The organism is Pseudomonas sp. R3-56 (genome assembly GCF_051132075.1).
GTDB lineage: Bacteria > Pseudomonadota > Gammaproteobacteria > Pseudomonadales > Pseudomonadaceae > Aquipseudomonas.
This window is the reverse complement of the sequence record NZ_CP071657.1, coordinates 4,469,847-4,486,356: the sequence shown is the minus strand read 5'-3', so window position 1 is coordinate 4,486,356 and position 16,510 is coordinate 4,469,847. Positions and strand designations below refer to the sequence as shown.

Annotated in this window: 16 protein-coding genes; 14 read left to right on the top strand and 2 right to left on the bottom strand. The window is 61.8% G+C overall.

What is annotated here, in order from left to right:
• Positions 1 to 158: 158 nt before the first annotated feature.
• Positions 159 to 3,380 carry a ribonuclease E gene (gene rne, locus J3P96_RS20305; RefSeq protein ID WP_434653209.1) on the bottom strand — a complete coding sequence of 1,074 codons (3,222 nt, stop codon included), beginning with the start codon at positions 3,378 to 3,380 and terminating at the stop codon, positions 159 to 161.
• A 699-nt stretch (positions 3,381 to 4,079) separates the two neighbouring features.
• Between rne and rluC the strand changes: the two genes are divergently transcribed.
• Genes rluC through J3P96_RS20290 form a run of 3 tightly spaced genes read left to right on the top strand, consistent with a single transcriptional unit; the run spans position 4,080 to position 6,699 of the window.
• Complete coding sequence (rluC, locus tag J3P96_RS20300) at positions 4,080 to 5,036, top strand: 23S rRNA pseudouridine(955/2504/2580) synthase RluC (RefSeq protein WP_434625175.1); 957 nt, start codon at positions 4,080 to 4,082, stop codon at positions 5,034 to 5,036.
• A complete protein-coding gene (locus tag J3P96_RS20295) occupies positions 5,026 to 5,688 on the top strand; it encodes an HAD-IIIA family hydrolase (RefSeq protein WP_434625173.1) in 663 nt (220 codons plus the stop codon). The genes rluC and J3P96_RS20295 overlap by 11 nt, the downstream gene beginning before the upstream one ends.
• Positions 5,689 to 5,709: 21 nt before the next feature.
• Positions 5,710 to 6,699 (top strand): S49 family peptidase, encoded by a 990-nt coding sequence (locus tag J3P96_RS20290; RefSeq protein ID WP_305496057.1) that lies wholly within the window; start codon positions 5,710 to 5,712, stop codon positions 6,697 to 6,699.
• A gap of 126 nt (positions 6,700 to 6,825) precedes the next feature.
• Here J3P96_RS20290 and J3P96_RS20285 read toward each other — a convergent pair whose 3' ends face one another.
• On the bottom strand, positions 6,826 to 7,404 hold the full coding sequence (locus J3P96_RS20285) for a Maf family protein (protein ID WP_434625169.1): 579 nt from the start codon (positions 7,402 to 7,404) through the stop codon (positions 6,826 to 6,828).
• A gap of 105 nt (positions 7,405 to 7,509) precedes the next feature.
• On the opposite strand from J3P96_RS20285, the gene J3P96_RS20280 reads away from it, so the two are divergent.
• The 11 genes from J3P96_RS20280 to J3P96_RS20230 all read left to right on the top strand — a co-directional run bounded on the left by J3P96_RS20280 (position 7,510) and on the right by J3P96_RS20230 (position 16,475).
• Positions 7,510 to 8,037 carry a YceD family protein gene (locus J3P96_RS20280; protein WP_003204262.1) on the top strand — a complete coding sequence of 176 codons (528 nt, stop codon included), beginning with the start codon at positions 7,510 to 7,512 and terminating at the stop codon, positions 8,035 to 8,037.
• Positions 8,038 to 8,050: 13 nt separating this feature from the next.
• Positions 8,051 to 8,233: a 50S ribosomal protein L32 gene (rpmF, locus tag J3P96_RS20275; RefSeq protein WP_003179396.1), complete on the top strand. Its 183-nt coding sequence runs from the start codon at positions 8,051 to 8,053 to the stop codon at positions 8,231 to 8,233.
• A 4-nt stretch (positions 8,234 to 8,237) separates the two neighbouring features.
• Complete coding sequence (gene plsX / locus J3P96_RS20270) at positions 8,238 to 9,248, top strand: phosphate acyltransferase PlsX (protein ID WP_434653208.1); 1,011 nt, start codon at positions 8,238 to 8,240, stop codon at positions 9,246 to 9,248.
• 123 nt (positions 9,249 to 9,371) lie between these two features.
• A complete protein-coding gene (gene fabD, locus J3P96_RS20265) occupies positions 9,372 to 10,310 on the top strand; it encodes an ACP S-malonyltransferase (RefSeq protein WP_434625165.1) in 939 nt (312 codons plus the stop codon).
• 15 nt (positions 10,311 to 10,325) lie between these two features.
• Positions 10,326 to 11,069: a 3-oxoacyl-ACP reductase FabG gene (gene fabG / locus J3P96_RS20260; RefSeq protein ID WP_434653207.1), complete on the top strand. Its 744-nt coding sequence runs from the start codon at positions 10,326 to 10,328 to the stop codon at positions 11,067 to 11,069.
• 191 nt (positions 11,070 to 11,260) lie between these two features.
• Positions 11,261 to 11,497, top strand: a complete 237-nt coding sequence (gene acpP, locus J3P96_RS20255) for an acyl carrier protein (RefSeq protein ID WP_003175607.1) — start codon at positions 11,261 to 11,263, stop codon at positions 11,495 to 11,497.
• Between the two features lie 108 nt (positions 11,498 to 11,605).
• A complete protein-coding gene (gene fabF / locus J3P96_RS20250; RefSeq protein ID WP_305496054.1) occupies positions 11,606 to 12,850 on the top strand; it encodes a beta-ketoacyl-ACP synthase II in 1,245 nt (414 codons plus the stop codon).
• Positions 12,850 to 13,665 (top strand): aminodeoxychorismate lyase, encoded by an 816-nt coding sequence (pabC, locus tag J3P96_RS20245; protein WP_434653206.1) that lies wholly within the window; start codon positions 12,850 to 12,852, stop codon positions 13,663 to 13,665. The genes fabF and pabC overlap by 1 nt, the downstream gene beginning before the upstream one ends.
• A 21-nt stretch (positions 13,666 to 13,686) precedes the next feature.
• The gene (gene mltG / locus J3P96_RS20240; protein WP_434658278.1) at positions 13,687 to 14,844 is read left to right on the top strand and encodes an endolytic transglycosylase MltG; all 1,158 of its coding nucleotides are present in this window, start codon (positions 13,687 to 13,689) and stop codon (positions 14,842 to 14,844) included.
• A gap of 19 nt (positions 14,845 to 14,863) precedes the next feature.
• Positions 14,864 to 15,496: a dTMP kinase gene (tmk, locus tag J3P96_RS20235; RefSeq protein WP_434625158.1), complete on the top strand. Its 633-nt coding sequence runs from the start codon at positions 14,864 to 14,866 to the stop codon at positions 15,494 to 15,496.
• A complete protein-coding gene (locus tag J3P96_RS20230) occupies positions 15,489 to 16,475 on the top strand; it encodes a DNA polymerase III subunit delta' (protein ID WP_434653204.1) in 987 nt (328 codons plus the stop codon). Before tmk ends, J3P96_RS20230 begins: the two co-directional genes overlap by 8 nt.
• The last annotated feature ends 35 nt before the right edge of the window (positions 16,476 to 16,510 follow it).

The following is a 16,510-nucleotide window of genomic DNA, read 5'->3' as shown; positions in this document are numbered from 1 at the left end:
GCAAGCTGATCCACCGCCTTCGCGAGCAAGCTCGCTCCCACATGGGTTTTTCAGCGGATATAAATCTCGTGCCAGGTTCTCATAGGGACCTGCAAATCGAAGGCATAAAAAAGCCCCGCCTGGCATCACCAGGCGGGGCTTTTTACTGGGCGGTGGAATCAGGCGTGAGGTTTAGGCTCGTGCTCTTTTTCCAGGGCTTCAGTGTGACGCGGAGCGACTTCTTCTTCAGCGGCGTGCTGAGGTTCGTCGATCACCGGGGCCGATTCAGTCGGGGCTTCAGCTACCGGGGCAGGGGCTGCCTCGGCGTCTTCTTCCACGACCGGAGCCGGTTCGGCGGCAGGCGCTTGAGTGGCAGCTGCGGCGGCCAGTTCAGCTTCCTTCTGCAGACGCTCGGCTTCACGCTTGCGACGACGCACTTCGCGTGGATCGTTCGGGGCGCGGCCGTTAGGGGTCAGGGCACTGCCCGGTGCAGGCGCTTCAACCGGGGCTGGGGCTTCGGCAACCACTGCTTCGGCAACCACAGGCGCCTCGACCATTGGCGCAGGCTCGACCACTTGCGGTTCGACGGCTACCACCGGCTCAGGTTCAGCAACCGGCGCTGGTGCGGCTGGCTCTGCGTTCCAGTTGAAAGCGGTCTGCTCTTCGCGTACTGGCTCTGGTGCGGTTTCCTCGGCAGGCATTTCGACGGCAGAAACTTCAACGGCAGGTTCAGCGGCTACCACCGGCTGCTCGACGACCGGGGCAGGCTCGGCGGCGGCTTCGGCTTGCGGCTCGGCTTCACGAACCGGTGCGAGTTCCACTTCTGGCGAAGCAGTGATTTCTACCGGAGTGGTCGCTTCGACAACTGGCGCTTCGACCGCTGCCTCTTCCACCGCAGCGGTGGCCCGTTCGGCCTGCTCGTGTGCCTGGGCCTCGGCTGGGGCGCTGATCGCGCTGCTGGCAACTGCCGCGGTGACGGCCAGGCCGGCGGCCAGGTCGGCAGCGCTAGGCGCTTCGGCGTTCTCGCCGGCTTCGGACTCTTCCGAGCCTTCGATCACGTTGCCGTTGGCATCGCGTTGACGCTCGCGACGGTTGCTGCGACGACGCTGGCCGCGGGAGCGACGACGTGGACGATCGCCCTCGGCGCTGTCCTGACCGTCTTCCTGCAACTGCTCCTCTGTGTTCAGTACTTCCTCTTCGCTGGCTTCGGCGGCTGCCTGCTCGGCGCGCGGCTGACGCTCTTCACGCGGCGGACGCGGTGCACGCTCTTCGCGAGGCTGGCGAGCCGGGCGTTCTGCTGCCGGAGTCGCAGGCGTCGCTGCAACAGCCGGTGCGGCGTCCAGAGGCTCGCGCAGTTCGCGAACACGTTCTTCACGCTCGCCACGCGGCTTGCGATCTTCACGTGGTGCGCGTGGCTGGCGCTCTTCGCGAGGCGGACGCGGTGCGCGTTCTTCGCGGGCTACCGCTGGAACTTCCTCACGGGCTTCGCGTGGTTGACGCTCTTCACGCGGCTCACGGGGTGCGCGCTCTTCACGCGGAGCACGTTCTTCGCGCGGCTTGCGCTCTTCGTCGCGACGACCGTTGCGGTTGCGGGTCTGCTGGCGACCGTTGCGGCGTTCTTCATTGCGGGCCGGACGCTCGGTAGCGGCAGGCTTGGCGACAACGGCCGGTGCAGCAGGCTCTTCCTTGGTGGCGAACAGGCTGACCAGGGACTTCACCAAGCCTTTGAACAGGCTAGGTTCCGGGGCTGCGGCCGGGGCGGCAACCGGTGCGGCGGCTTCGGTCGGGACCGGAGCGTTGGCACGGGCCGGCGCGGTCTTGACCGCCGCTTCCTGGCGAACCAGGGTGCGGGTGGCGGCAGCTGGCTGGACGTCTTCGACTTCGGCGGCGGCCGCGGCGATTTCGTAGCTGGACTGGTTGGTGTGGGCCTCGGGGCTGTCATCACGCAGGCGCTGCACTTCGAAGTGCGGCGTCTCGAGGTGGTCGTTCGGCAGGATCACGATGCGGGCGCGGGTGCGCAGTTCGATCTTGGTGATCGAGTTGCGTTTTTCGTTGAGCAGGAACGCGGCCACCGGGATCGGCACCTGGGCACGAACTTCAGCGGTGCGGTCCTTCAGGGCTTCTTCTTCGATCAGGCGCAGGATCGCCAGGGACAACGACTCGACGTCACGGATGATGCCGGTGCCGTTGCAGCGCGGGCAAACGATGCCGCTGCTTTCGCCCAGGGATGGACGCAGGCGCTGACGGGACATTTCCAGCAGGCCGAAGCGCGAGATACGACCGACCTGTACGCGGGCACGGTCGGCTTCCAGGCATTCACGGACCTTTTCTTCCACGGCGCGCTGGTTCTTGGCCGGGGTCATGTCGATGAAGTCGATGACGATCAGGCCGCCGATGTCGCGCAGGCGCAACTGGCGGGCGATTTCTTCGGCGGCTTCAAGGTTGGTCTGCAGGGCGGTTTCTTCGATGTCGCTGCCTTTGGTGGCGCGCGCCGAGTTGATGTCGATGGACACCAGGGCTTCGGTCGGATCGATGACGATGGAGCCGCCCGACGGCAGTTCGACGACGCGCTGGAAGGCGGTCTCGATCTGGCTTTCGATCTGGAAACGGTTGAACAGCGGAACGCTGTCTTCGTAGAGCTTGATCTTGCTGGCGTACTGCGGCATCACCTGGCGAATGAAGGTCAGGGCTTCGTCCTGGGCTTCGACGCTGTCGATCAGCACTTCGCCGATGTCTTGGCGCAGGTAGTCGCGGATGGCGCGGATGATCACGTTGCTTTCCTGGTAGATCAGGAAAGGTGCGGAACGATCCAGCGAGGCTTCCTTGATCGCGGTCCAGAGTTGCAGCAGGTAGTCGAGGTCCCACTGCATTTCTTCGCTGCTGCGGCCCAGACCGGCAGTGCGCACGATCAGGCCCATGTCGGCGGGTGCGACCAGACCGTTCAGGGCTTCGCGCAGTTCGTTGCGCTCTTCGCCTTCGATACGGCGGGAGATACCGCCGGCACGTGGGTTGTTCGGCATCAGGACCAGGTAGCGGCCGGCGAGGCTGATGAAGGTGGTCAGGGCGGCGCCCTTGTTGCCACGTTCTTCTTTTTCGACCTGGACGATGACTTCCTGGCCTTCGCTCAGGACGTCCTTGATGTTGACGCGGCCTTCGGGGGCCTTCTTGAAGTATTCGCGGGAGATTTCTTTGAGGGGCAGGAAGCCGTGGCGCTCGGAGCCGAAATCGACAAAGGCAGCCTCAAGGCTTGGTTCGATGCGAGTAATCCGGCCTTTATAGATGTTGGCCTTCTTCTGCTCGCGTGCACCGGATTCGATATCCAGGTCGTAGAGGCGCTGGCCGTCTACCAGTGCAACACGCAACTCTTCGGGTTGAGTTGCGTTAATCAGCATTCTTTTCATGTAGTACCGTCGGTTTCCGGGCTGCCGGAAACGGCGTTCGGCACACACGACTTCTCACGGTCGGTGTCAGGTGCGTCCTGGCGATGGCGGGGCCATTCCAGTGTCCAGCGAGTTCGACCCAATGATGGCGAAGTCGCGACGGACGCGTCCTGCTTGCTGGTACTCAAGCACTCAGTCAGGAGGAGGAATCAACCGGCGCCTGTGGACGAGATGAAGCGTCTAAATATAAGCCTAGTGCTACACAGTCCGACGGTTGTACATCTCCACCCTACACGTATCCCTGATAATTCGGGTGCTGCCGCGCGCAGAATCCGCAGCGGGTTGGCATTTACCGTGAGCTCCGGAAGGGGAGGTCACGCATCATGGCTCATTTAGGCGTTGTTTCCGAAGCTCTCGCTCGGGGTCGTCTGCGGGCGACTGCACTTTGTGAACTGGCCGTGAATGTGGCGCGCAAGGCGAGTCAAGACTCTGCTTTGCGGCGTATTTCAGGCCTCATGTCACCTGCGCTCGTTACACCTGCGAACTCTACCGTTACGTAGCAAAAGCCCCGTAGGACGGCCTCTCGTCCTCGTGAATTGCGTTGGTCAGGGCCGGTTTTTGACCGCTGGTCCGCTGTCCAGCCACTTTTGGCGGCGTTCGCGACTATAGCAGCAATGATTAAGTGCTTCAATTCCATAAAAAATTGTTATCATCGCCGCCATGACAACTACTGCCCCTTCGACCCCAGGCGTTCAACTGCTTGAGGTCTCGCCGGAATATGCCGGCCAACGAATTGATAACTTCCTGCTTGCCCGGCTCAAAGGCGTGCCCAAGACCTTGATCTATCGCATTTTGCGCAAAGGCGAAGTGCGGGTGAACAAAGGTCGGATCAAGCCCGAATACAAGCTCCAGGCGGGCGACGTCGTGCGCGTGCCGCCGGTTCGCGTGCCCGAGCGCGATGAGCCGGTGCCACTGGCACAAGGCTTGTTGCAGCGCCTGGAAGCCGCCATCGTCTTCGAAGACAAGGCGCTGATCGTGGTCAACAAGCCCGCGGGCATCGCGGTCCACGGCGGCAGCGGCCTGAATTTCGGCGTGATCGAAGCCTTCCGCCAGCTGCGTCCCGATGCCAAGGAGCTGGAGCTGGTCCATCGTCTGGATCGGGACACCTCCGGGCTGTTGATGATTGCCAAGAAACGCAGCATGTTGCGCCATCTGCACGAACAGTTGCGCGGCGATGGCGTCGACAAGCGCTACATGGCGCTTGTGCGCGGTCGTTGGGATACATCCGTCAAGCAGGTCCGCGCGCCGCTGCTCAAGAGCAACCTGCGCTCCGGCGAGCGCATGGTAGAAGTCAACGAAGAAGGCAAGGAAGCGCTGACCGTGTTCAAGGTGCTGCGCCGTTTCGGCGACTTCGCCACCATGGTCGAGGCCAAGCCGGTCACTGGGCGGACCCACCAGATCCGCGTCCACACCCTGCATGCCGGGCATTGCATTGCCGGTGACAGCAAGTACGGGGACGATGACTTCAGCAAGGAAATCCGTGACCTGGGCGGCAAGCGCCTGTTCCTCCATGCCTACATGCTGACCGTGCCGTTGCCGGACGGCGGCGAGCTGAAATTGCAGGCCCCCGTGGATGACATGTGGGCCAAGACCGTGGAGCGGTTGAGTGCATCCTGACTACAAGCTGCTGATATTCGATTGGGACGGCACTCTGGCGAACTCCATCGGTCGGATTGTCGAGTCGATGCACGTCGCGTCGGACCGTACGGGTTTTGCTCGGCGGGATGATTTTGCGGTGAAGGGCATTATCGGTCTCGGGCTGCCGGAAGCGATTCGCAGCCTGTACCCGGAAATCGCTGATGATGAGTTGAGCGTTTTTCGCCAGCATTATGCCGACCACTACATCGCGCTGGAGGCCGAGCCTTCGCCGCTGTTTGACGGCGTGGCCGACACGCTCCAGACCCTGCGGGACGAGGGCTATCACCTGGCTGTCGCGACCGGCAAGGCTCGACGCGGGTTGGATCGGGTGCTGAAGTCCCATGGCTGGGACGATTATTTCGACATCACCCGCGCCGCCGACGAAACCGCCAGCAAGCCGCATCCGCTGATGCTTGAGCAAATCCTGGCCCACTGTAATGTGCGGCCCGAGCAGGCGCTGATGGTGGGGGATTCGTCGTTCGACCTGCAGATGGCGCGTAATGCCGGCATGGGCTCTGTCGCTGTCAGTTATGGCGCGCAGACGATCGAGGCGCTTCGGGCGTTTGAACCGTGCCTGGCGATTGACCATTTTCCCGAATTGCACGCGTGGCTGAGCCAGCGTGCCGGTTGACGTTTTGATGGGGATGCATGCATGACCGATGAATGGAAAGCACCGGCCAAGGCAGATGCCGAGAGCGGTGATGGAAAAAGCTGGAAGCTGTTGGAAAAGACTCTGTTGGCCGGTGTGCAAGAGCAGCGTCGGTCGCGTCGCTGGGGGATCTTCTTCAAGCTGCTGACCTTTGTTTATCTTTTCGTTGCGCTGCTGCTGTTTACGCCGTTGATGAGTATCGAAAAGGGTGCGGTCAGTGGTTCGGCGTATACCGCGTTGATCGACATTGAAGGCGTGATCGCCGACAAGGAGCCAGCCAGTGCGGATAACATCGTCGGCAGTCTGCGGGCTGCCTTCGAAGATCCGAAGGTCAAGGGCGTGGTGCTGCGCATCAACAGCCCGGGCGGCAGTCCGGTGCAGTCGGGTTACGTCTACGACGAGATCGTCCGGTTGCGCGCGCTTCACCCGAACACCAAGGTCTATGCAGTCATCGCCGATCTCGGCGCGTCGGGTGCCTATTACATTGCCAGCGCCGCGGACCAGATCTATGCCGACAAGGCCAGTCTGGTCGGCTCCATTGGCGTGACGGCGGCCGGTTATGGTTTTGTCGGGACCATGGAGAAGCTCGGTGTGGAGCGGCGGGTCTATACCTCCGGCGAGCACAAGTCGTTCCTTGATCCGTTCCAGCCGCAAAAGCCTGAAGAAACCGCGTTCTGGCAGGGCGTACTCGACACGACTCACAAGCAATTCATTGCCAGCGTCAAGAAAGGCCGCGGCGAGCGCTTGAAGGACAAGGAGCATCCGGAATTGTTTTCCGGGTTGGTCTGGTCCGGGGAGCAGGCTTTGCCGCTGGGCCTGATCGATGGCCTGGGCAGCGCCAGTTCGGTGGCTCGGGATGTGATCGGTCAGAAGGACCTGGTGGACTTCACCATCGAAGAATCGCCGTTTGACCGCTTCTCGAAGAAGCTAGGCGCAAGCATCGCCGAGCATCTGGCGATGTGGATGGGCTTCCAGGGTCCGGCGTTGCGCTGATTCAAGCGTGACGCATTTGCCCTTGTGGCGAGGGAGCTTGCTCCCGCTGGGCTGCGCAGCGGCCCCAGATTTTTGCGGTCGCTGCGCAACCGAGCGGGAGCAAGCTCCCTCGCCACGGAGGGCGGTTCAGGGAACCTCCACACCCTCAACTAGCAACATATCCACAAGACGAATCAGCGGCAGGCCGACCAGGCTGGTGGCGTCCGGCCCTTCGGTGCGCTGGAACAGGCTCACGCCCAGGCCTTCGGCCTTGAAGCTGCCGGCGCAGTCGTACGGTTGCTCGGTGCGCAGATAGCGCTCCACGCGAGCCTGATCCAATGTCCGCATGGTTACGGTAAACGGAACGCAATCGACCTGGCAGGCGCCGGTCTGGCTGTTGAGTAGTGCCAGGCCGGTCAGGAAGGTTACCTTGGTCCCGCTGGCGGCCAGCAGTTGCTCGCGGGCGTTCTCGAAGGTGTGGGGCTTGCCCAGGATGCGCTCGCCGAGCACGGCGACCTGGTCCGAGCCAATGATCAGGTGTGCCGGGTAACGGTCCGCCAGGGCGAAGGCTTTTTCCCGGGCCAGGCGTTTCACCAGTTCGAGCGCGGCCTCGCCGGCGCGATGGCTTTCGTCGATGTCCGGTGAGTCGCAGACGAACGGCAGCCCCAGGCGGGCAAGCAGTTCCCGACGGTAGACCGAGCTTGAGGCAAGTAATAAAGGCAGCATTGGCGTCTCCAGGAGGCAGGAGAGGATTCTAGCGAGGCGTGCAAGTGACGGACAGGGCTGAATTTCCTTTGACATGGCCCGGTGCATCCCTATAATGCTGCGCCTATGTTGAATGACCCGATTCCACCTCACGTTGACCCGCGCAAATTGGCTGACCGTGGCACCACCCTTCAAGGTGAATTGCTGCTGGCCGATTTGAAGAGACTCTGCGACCCGCTTTCCGACGATGTCGGTACGGTCCAGGCCAAATTCGTTTTTGAACGAGATGAACGTAAATCTGTGGTGATCCACAGCTTTATCGACACTGAAGTCAAAATGGTTTGCCAGCGTTGTCTTGAGCTGGTCACCCTGCCGATCCACAGCGAATGCAGTTACGCCGTGGTGAAGGAGGGTGCGAATACCCAGTCGTTGCCGAAAGGTTATGACGTGCTGGAACTGGGCGAAGATCCATTGGATCTGCAGTCACTGATCGAGGAGGAGCTTCTGCTCGCCTTGCCCATTGTGCCTGCTCATCATCCGGAAGAATGCCAGCAGCCGGCGGGAGCAGATGAGCCCGAACCGAGCGAGGACGAGGTAACGCGGTCCAACCCGTTCAGTGTATTGGCGCAGTTAAAGCGTGACCCAAACGTTTAGGAGTTAATCAATTATGGCTGTTCAGCAGAACAAAAAATCCCGCTCTGCCCGTGACATGCGCCGTTCGCACGACGCTCTCGAGGCTAGCACCCTGTCTGTAGAAAAAACCACCGGTGAAGTTCACCTGCGTCACCACGTATCGCCAGAAGGCGTATACCGTGGCCGTAAAGTGATCGACAAGGGCGCCGACGAGTAATCACTTGTCCGCTCAAGTCATCGCAATTGACGCAATGGGCGGGGACTTCGGTCCCCGCAGCATTGTCCAGGCCAGCCTCGCTTGCCTGAATGCTACGCCCTCGCTGCACCTGACCCTCGTCGGTCAACCCTCCCTCCTGGAAGAATTGCTCAGTGGCTATCCCGCTGCGGATCGCGCGCGCCTGACGATTACCCCGGCGTCCGAAGTCATCGCCATGGACGAGAAGCCTGCCCAGGCTCTGCGCGGCAAGCCCGACGCCTCGATGCGCGTGGCGTTGGAGCTGTTGCGCGACGACAAGGTCCAGGCGTGTGTCAGTGCGGGTAATACCGGGGCGTTGATGGCGCTGTCCCGCTACGTGCTGAAAACCCTGCCGGGGATCGATCGGCCCGCCATGGTCGCGGCGATCCCGACCCAGCGCGGTTTCTGCCAGCTATTGGACCTGGGCGCCAATGTCGACTGCAGCGCCGAGCATTTGCTGCAGTTCGCGGTGATGGGCTCGGTCGCGGCTGAAACCCTCGGCATCGCTCGCCCTCGCGTGGCACTGCTGAATATCGGCACCGAAGACATCAAGGGTAATCAGCAGGTCAAGCTCGCGGCCACATTGTTGCAAAGCGCCCGGGGCATCAATTACATCGGTTTTGTCGAGGGTGACGGGCTATATCGCGGCGAGGCTGACGTGGTGGTATGCGACGGTTTTGTCGGCAATATCCTGCTCAAGTCCAGCGAAGGCCTGGCGACCATGATTGGCGGCCGCATCGAGGCCCTGTTCAAGCAGAGCCTGGCTTCCAGGGCGGTGGGTGCGCTGGCATTGCCGCTGATGCGTCGTCTGCAGGCGGATCTGGCCCCGGCGCGGCACAATGGTGCGAGTTTTCTCGGGCTGCAGGGCATCGTGATCAAGAGTCATGGTTCGGCTGGGGTGCAGGGCTTTCAGAGTGCAATCAACCGGGCGGTGATTGAAATCGAGGAAAACCTGCCTGAGCGCCTGCATGGCCGTCTTGAAGATTTGTTAACTTAGGCGTTTTCGTCCGACAATGCTTAAATGTGACCGGTCGGTTCAACCCGCCATCCAACTGTCAGTTTCCTAGCGCCCCCAGGGGCGTCAATTTTTGACGACAAGATCATTAGGGGCTTTGTTTTCATGTCTGCTTCCCTCGCATTCGTCTTTCCAGGACAGGGCTCGCAGTCCCTCGGCATGCTGGCCGAGCTGGGCGCGCAATACCCGTTGATCCTGGAAACATTCAAAGAAGCATCCGATGCACTCGGCTACGACTTGTGGGCACTGACCCAGCAAGGGCCGGAAGAGCAGCTCAACCAGACCGACAAGACCCAACCCGCGATCCTGACCGCCTCCATTGCGCTATGGCGCCTGTGGCTGGCTGAAGGCGGCGCGCGTCCGGCGTTTGTCGCCGGTCACAGCCTGGGTGAGTACAGCGCCCTGGTGGCGGCTGGCAGCCTGAGCCTTGGCGACGCGGTCAAGCTGGTGGAGCGGCGTGGCCAGTTGATGCAAGAGGCGGTTCCGGCCGGGCAGGGTGGCATGGCCGCTATCCTCGGCCTGGAAGACGCCGATGTGTTGGCAGCCTGTGCCGAAGCGGCGCAAGGCGATGTGGTCAGCGCGGTGAATTTCAATTCGCCGGGCCAGGTGGTCATTGCCGGCGCCAAGGCGGCTGTCGAGCGCGCGATCGAAGGTTGCAAGGCCCGTGGCGCCAAGCGCGCGATGCCCTTGCCGGTCAGCGTTCCGTCGCACTGCGAGCTGATGCGCCCGGCCGCCGAGCGGTTTGCCGAATCCATCGCCGCCATCGACTGGCAGGCGCCGCAGATTCCCGTGGTTCAGAATGTCAGCGCCAACGTGGCGCCGGATCTCGAGACCCTCAAGCGCGATCTGCTGGAACAACTCTACAAGCCGGTTCGCTGGGTCGAATCGGTACAGACCCTGGCAGCCAAGGGCGCGACCGAACTGGTCGAGTGCGGCCCTGGCAAGGTGCTGGCAGGTCTGAACAAACGCTGCGCCGAAGGCGTGTCGACTTCCAATCTCAACACCCCAGACGCTTTCGCTGCCGCTCGTGCAGCGCAAGCCTGAACAGGAGAAGCTTGCATGAGTCTGCAAGGTAAAGTTGCACTGGTGACCGGTGCAAGCCGCGGCATCGGCCAGGCTATCGCACTGGAATTGGGTCGCCAAGGCGCCATTGTCATCGGCACCGCGACTTCCGCTTCAGGCGCCGAGCGTATCGCCGCGACCTTGAAGGAAAACGGTATCCAAGGCACCGGCCTTGAGCTGAATGTCACCAGCGACGAATCTGTTGCGGCGGTTCTGGCAAGCATCCAGGAGCAGTTCGGCGCTCCGGCGATCCTGGTCAATAATGCCGGCATCACTCGCGATAACCTGATGATGCGCATGAAAGATGACGAATGGTTCGATGTGGTGGATACCAACTTGAACAGCCTGTATCGGCTGTCCAAGGGCGTTCTGCGTGGCATGACCAAGGCCCGTTGGGGCCGAATTATCAGTATCGGCTCGGTTGTGGGTGCCATGGGCAACGCTGGCCAAGTAAACTATGCTGCGGCTAAAGCCGGCCTGGAAGGTTTCAGCCGTGCGCTGGCACGGGAAGTCGGTTCGCGCTCGATTACGGTAAACTCGGTTGCACCGGGTTTCATCGACACCGACATGACCCGCGAACTGCCGAAAGCACAGCGTGAAGCTTTGTTGACACAGATTCCGCTGGGCCGTCTGGGGCAAGCTCAAGAAATCGCGTCCGTGGTCGCTTTTCTTGCTTCGGACGGTGCGGCATACGTGACTGGGGCTACAATCCCGGTAAACGGCGGGATGTACATGAGTTAAATGTGACGGATTGCTTCAAAAAAATGTCATACGAGCTGTCTAAAATCCGTTATAAAGCTGCAATCTATTTATAGGCGGCGGGCCCCAGGGTTCGAGGAGTGAAGCTTTCGGTTGAAAAACCGAAAAGTCTTTCTATACACTTACCCACCGGCCAGCTGCCTGAATTTGTCCATTAGGAGTGAAAACAAGGTATGAGCACCATCGAAGAGCGCGTCAAGAAAATCGTTGCCGAGCAACTGGGCGTTAAAGAAGAAGAAGTTGTGAACACCGCTTCCTTCGTCGAAGACCTGGGTGCCGACTCCCTTGACACCGTTGAGCTGGTGATGGCTCTGGAAGAGGAATTCGAGACCGAGATTCCTGACGAAGAAGCTGAAAAGATCACTACTGTACAAGCCGCTATCGACTACGTTACCAGCCACCAGGCGTAATCGTATTCAGTCGTCGCTAGCTGTCATGGAAAAACCGCACTGCCATTTCGGCGTGCGGTTTTTTCTTTAGGCCTGATGCAAAGTCGTCATTTGAAAAAGGAGAGTGCTGTGTCGCGTAGACGCGTCGTAGTCACCGGTATGGGTATGTTGTCGCCACTGGGCACGGATGTGCCGAGCAGCTGGCAGGGCATTCTGGCTGGCCGTAGTGGCATTGGTCTGATCGAACACACCGACCTTTCTGCCTATTCCACCCGTTTTGGCGGCTCGGTAAAGGGTTTCAATGTCGAGGAATACCTGTCGGTCAAGGAAGCCCGCAAGCTTGACCTGTTCATTCAATACGGCCTGGCAGCCGGTTTCCAGGCGGTGCGCAATGCCGGGCTGGAAGTCACCGACGCCAACCGTGAGCGCATCGGCGTGGCCATGGGTTCGGGTATTGGCGGCTTGACCAATATCGAAGAAACCAGCCGTACGCTGCATGATTCCGGGCCGCGGCGTATTTCGCCGTTTTTCGTGCCGGGCTCGATCATCAATATGATTTCCGGTTTCCTGTCCATCCACCTTGGTGCACAGGGACCCAACTACGCCATCGCTACCGCCTGCACCACGGGCACGCACTGCATCGGCATGGCCGCGCGCAACATCATGTACGACGAAGCTGACGTGATGATTGCCGGTGGTGCCGAAATGGCCGCCTGCGGCCTCGGCATGGGCGGTTTCGGCGCGTCCCGTGCGCTGTCGACCCGCAACGATGAGCCGGACCGGGCTAGCCGCCCGTGGGACAAGGGCCGCGATGGTTTCGTACTGTCGGACGGTGCCGGTGCGCTGGTGCTCGAAGAACTTGAGCACGCCAAGGCTCGTGGCGCGACCATCTATGCCGAACTGATCGGCTTCGGTACCAGCGGCGATGCGTTCCACATGACGTCGCCACCGGCCGATGGCGCCGGTGCGGCCCGTTGCATCACCAATGCCTTGCGCGACGCTAAGCTCAATCCAGGGCAGGTGCAGTACATCAACGCCCATGGTACGTCGACCCCGGCCGGCGATCTGGCCGAAGCCCAGGCCATCAAGACGGTGTTCGGCGACCACGCCTACAAACTGGCTGTCAGCTCGACCAAATCGATGACCGGCCACCTGTTGGGCGCGGCAGGTGCGGTGGAAGCGATCTTCAGCGTACTGGCGATCAACAGCCAGGTGGCGCCGCCGACCATCAACCTTGATGAGCCGGACGAGGGCTGCGACCTCGACTTCGTGCCACATACCGCCCGCAGCATGGACATCGACGTCGTGTTGTCCAATTCCTTCGGCTTCGGCGGGACCAACGGCTCGCTGGTGTTTCGCCGGTTCGCCGGTTGATGGAAAGCTGGGTCGACGGTCAGCCGGCTGACGCTCTGTCGCTGAAAGATCGCGGCCTGGCCTACGGTGATGGGTTGTTCGAAACCATCGCCGTGCGGGACGGTAAGCTCGTTCTGCTTGAGGGGCATCTGCAACGCCTCGCGTTGGGATGCCGACGGTTGGCAATCAGTGCCGATTGGGCGGTATTGAATGCAGAACTGCAAGCCTATGCGCAGCAGCTCGGCGATGGCGTTCTGAAACTGATCGTGACCCGTGGCGACAGTCTGCGGGGCTATGCCGCCAATCCTTCAGCCCAGGCCCGCCGCATCTTGCAGGGCAGCCCGCCGGCGGCCTATCCGCTGGCCCATGCCGAGCAAGGCGTTCAGCTGTTTCCTTGCACTACACGCCTGTCCGAGCAACCGTTGCTCGCCGGCCTCAAACACCTCAATCGCCTTGAACAAGTGATGGCCCGCGCCGAGTGGAGCGACACCGAGCATGCCGAAGGCTTGATGATGGATATGTCCGGGCGGGTGATCGAAGGCGTGTTCAGCAATCTGTTCATGGTGCACGACGGAGCGCTGATCACGGCGGATCTGAGCCGTTGTGGTGTCGCCGGGGTGATGCGCGGGCAATTATTGTTTCAAGCCGAGTCTGATGGCATCGCTACTCAGGTCACCGATATCCGCCTCGAACAGCTGCAGCGGGCCGACGAGGTCTTTGTCTGCAACAGCGTTTATGGCGTGTGGCCGGTACGCGGATGCGGTTCGGCGCGCTGGTCGGTTGGCCCGCTCACCCGTAAACTGCAGACCCTTGCCCGTGCGCTATTGGATGCTTGATTCGTGAGACGTAAATTCTTGCTGCTGCTGCTGGAAGTCGGACTGGTTCTGGCAGGGCTGTTGCTGGGCGCTTCGGCGTGGAAAATTCATTCGACGCTGCAGCAGCCGTTGAACATCACCCAGGAAGAACTGCTTGACGTACCCAGCGGCACCACGCCGACCGGGACGCTCAATCGCCTGGAAGCCGATGGCCTGATCAAGGATGCATTCTGGCTGCGGGTGTACTGGCGCTTCAACCTCGCCGGCCAACCCCTGCACTCCGGCGAATACCGGATGGTCCCAGGGATGACGATGGACGGCCTGATCGGTGTCTGGAAGCGTGGTGACGTGGTGCAGTACAGCGTCACGCTGGTGGAGGGCTGGAATTTCCGTCAGGTTCGCGCAGCGCTGGCCAAGGATGAGAAGCTCCAGCAGACCCTCGCCGGGCTGAGCGACAGTCAGGTGATGGACCGTCTTGGTCATTCCGGGATATTTCCCGAAGGCCGGTTCTTCCCGGATACCTATCGGTTCGTGCGCGGTACGTCGGATGCCGATCTGCTGAAGAAGGCCTACGATCGGCTGGAAGAGGTGCTCGCCAAGGAGTGGGCGCAACGAGCCGCCGACGTGCCTTACACCCAGCCCTACCAGGCATTGATCATGGCCTCCCTGATCGAGAAGGAGACCGGCGTGCCCCAGGAGCGTGGCCAGATCGCCGGGGTGTTCGTGCGCCGCTTGCGCCTGGGGATGTTGTTGCAGACCGATCCCACCGTAATCTATGGCCTGGGGGAGCGCTACACCGGCAAGCTCACCCGTGCCCATCTGAAAGAACCGAATCCCTACAACACCTATCTGGTTCCAGGGCTGCCGCCGACGCCGATCGCGATGGTCGGGCGCGAGGCGATTCATGCGGCGTTGAACCCGGCGGACGGCAACAGCCTTTATTTCGTGGCCCGGGGCGATGGCAGCCATGTGTTTTCCGATGACCTGGAAACGCACAACAACGCGGTGCGCGAATACCAGCTCAAGCGCCGCGCCGATTATCGTTCGAGCCCGGCCCCGGTTGCGCCGGACGATGTGGCGCCGATTCCCGCCGCTTCACCTGATACGGCGCCTGAAGCCGTGCCCCAGGTGCCGCCCCAGGAACCCGCGCCGCAACCCGCCCCCGAACCGAATGCCAGCGAGCCGCCGAGCCCGCAATGACTCTGATTAAGGATCGCCCGTGACTGGCTTGTTTATAACCCTGGAAGGCCCCGAAGGCGCCGGCAAGAGCACCAACCGCGAATACCTCGCCGAACGTTTGCGGGCGGAAGGCATCGAGGTGGTGCTGACCCGTGAGCCGGGCGGCACGCCGCTGGCCGAGAGGATTCGCGAGGTGCTGCTGGCACCCCTTGACGAGGTCATGAACCCCGACACCGAGCTGTTGCTGGTTTTCGCTGCCCGGGCGCAACATCTGGCCGAGGTGATCCGCCCGGCGCTGGCCCGTGGAGCGGTGGTGCTGTGTGATCGCTTCACCGATTCGACCTATGCCTACCAGGGGGGCGGCCGGGGCTTGTCCCTTGAGCGTATCGCCGCGTTGGAAACCTTTGTCCAGGCGGACCTGCGGCCAGACCTGACTCTGGTGTTCGACTTGCCGGTGGACATCGGTCTGGCCCGCGCCAGCGCCCGGGGTCGGCTTGATCGCTTCGAGCTGGAAGGGCAGGCCTTCTTCAACGCCGTGCGCAATGCCTTCCTGGAGCGTGCCCAGGCTGATCCGGCGCGTTACCTGCTGATCGACGCCGCCCAACCGCTGGCACAGGTCCAGCAATCGCTGGATGGTCTGCTGCCGCGTCTACTGGAGCGTGCCCGTGGCTGAAGCCTATCCCTGGCAAGACAGCCTCTGGCAGCAATTGGCCGGGCGTGCCCAGCATGCCCATGCCTACCTGCTCCACGGTCCGGCCGGGATCGGCAAGCGGGCCCTGGCCGAACGCCTGATGGCGAGCCTGTTGTGCCAGGCCCCGGTGGCCACGGGCGCCTGCGGCGAATGCAAGTCCTGCCTGCTGCTCAAGGCCGGTAGCCATCCAGACAACTACGTGCTGGAGCCTGAAGAGGCGGACAAGGCGATCAAGGTCGACCAGGTCCGGGACCTGGTGAGTTTCGTTGTCCAGACCGCGCAGATGGGCGGGCGCAAGGTCGTGTTGATCGAACCGGTGGAGTCGATGAACATCAACGCTGCCAATGCCTTGCTCAAGAGTCTCGAAGAGCCTTCCGGGAATACCGTCCTGCTGTTGGTCAGCCACCAGCCGAGTCGGTTGTTGCCGACCATCAAGAGCCGTTGCGTGCAGCAGGCTTGTCCGCTGCCCAGCGAGGCCATGAGCCTGCAGTGGCTGGGCCAGGCCTTGCCTGACAGCAGCGATGAGGAGCGTGTCGAGCTGCTGACCCTGGCCGCCGGTTCGCCACTGGCGGCCGTCAGCCTCCAGGCCCAGGGCGTGCGTGAGCAGCGGGCACTGGTCGTGGACGGCGTCAAGAAGCTGCTCAAGCAACAGCAGTCGCCGACGCAACTGGCCGAGGGCTGGAACGCCATTCCGTTGCTGCTGCTGTTTGACTGGTTCTGCGACTGGTCGAGCCTGATCATGCGTTATCAGCTCACCGAGGACGAGGCAGGGCTGGGACTGGCGGACATGCGCAAGGTGATCCAGTACCTGGCGCAAAAAAGCAGCCAGGACAAAATCCTGAACATTCAGGACTGGATCCTTGCCCAACGCCAGAAGGTGCTGAGCAAGGCCAACCTCAATCGCGTCCTGTTGCTGGAGGCGCTGTTGGTGCAATGGGCAAGTTTGCCTGGTCGTAACTGACAGGCACACTAAACTCAGCTCAATTGCAGCGGAGA

Bases quoted from the DNA above. Each gene is read 5' to 3' on its own strand.
- rne (WP_434653209.1), bottom strand. From the start codon at position 3,380: ATGAAAAGAATGCTGATTAACGCAACTCAACCCGAAGAGTTGCGTGTT.
- fabD (WP_434625165.1), top strand. From the start codon at position 9,372: ATGTCTGCTTCCCTCGCATTCGTCTTTCCAGGACAGGGCTCGCAGTCC.
- J3P96_RS20290 (WP_305496057.1), top strand. From the start codon at position 5,710: ATGACCGATGAATGGAAAGCACCGGCCAAGGCAGATGCCGAGAGCGGT.
- fabG (WP_434653207.1), top strand. From the start codon at position 10,326: ATGAGTCTGCAAGGTAAAGTTGCACTGGTGACCGGTGCAAGCCGCGGC.
- pabC (WP_434653206.1), top strand. From the start codon at position 12,850: ATGGAAAGCTGGGTCGACGGTCAGCCGGCTGACGCTCTGTCGCTGAAA.
- J3P96_RS20285 (WP_434625169.1), bottom strand. From the start codon at position 7,404: ATGCTGCCTTTATTACTTGCCTCAAGCTCGGTCTACCGTCGGGAACTG.
- rluC (WP_434625175.1), top strand. From the start codon at position 4,080: ATGACAACTACTGCCCCTTCGACCCCAGGCGTTCAACTGCTTGAGGTC.
- J3P96_RS20280 (WP_003204262.1), top strand. From the start codon at position 7,510: ATGTTGAATGACCCGATTCCACCTCACGTTGACCCGCGCAAATTGGCT.
- rpmF (WP_003179396.1), top strand. From the start codon at position 8,051: ATGGCTGTTCAGCAGAACAAAAAATCCCGCTCTGCCCGTGACATGCGC.
- acpP (WP_003175607.1), top strand. From the start codon at position 11,261: ATGAGCACCATCGAAGAGCGCGTCAAGAAAATCGTTGCCGAGCAACTG.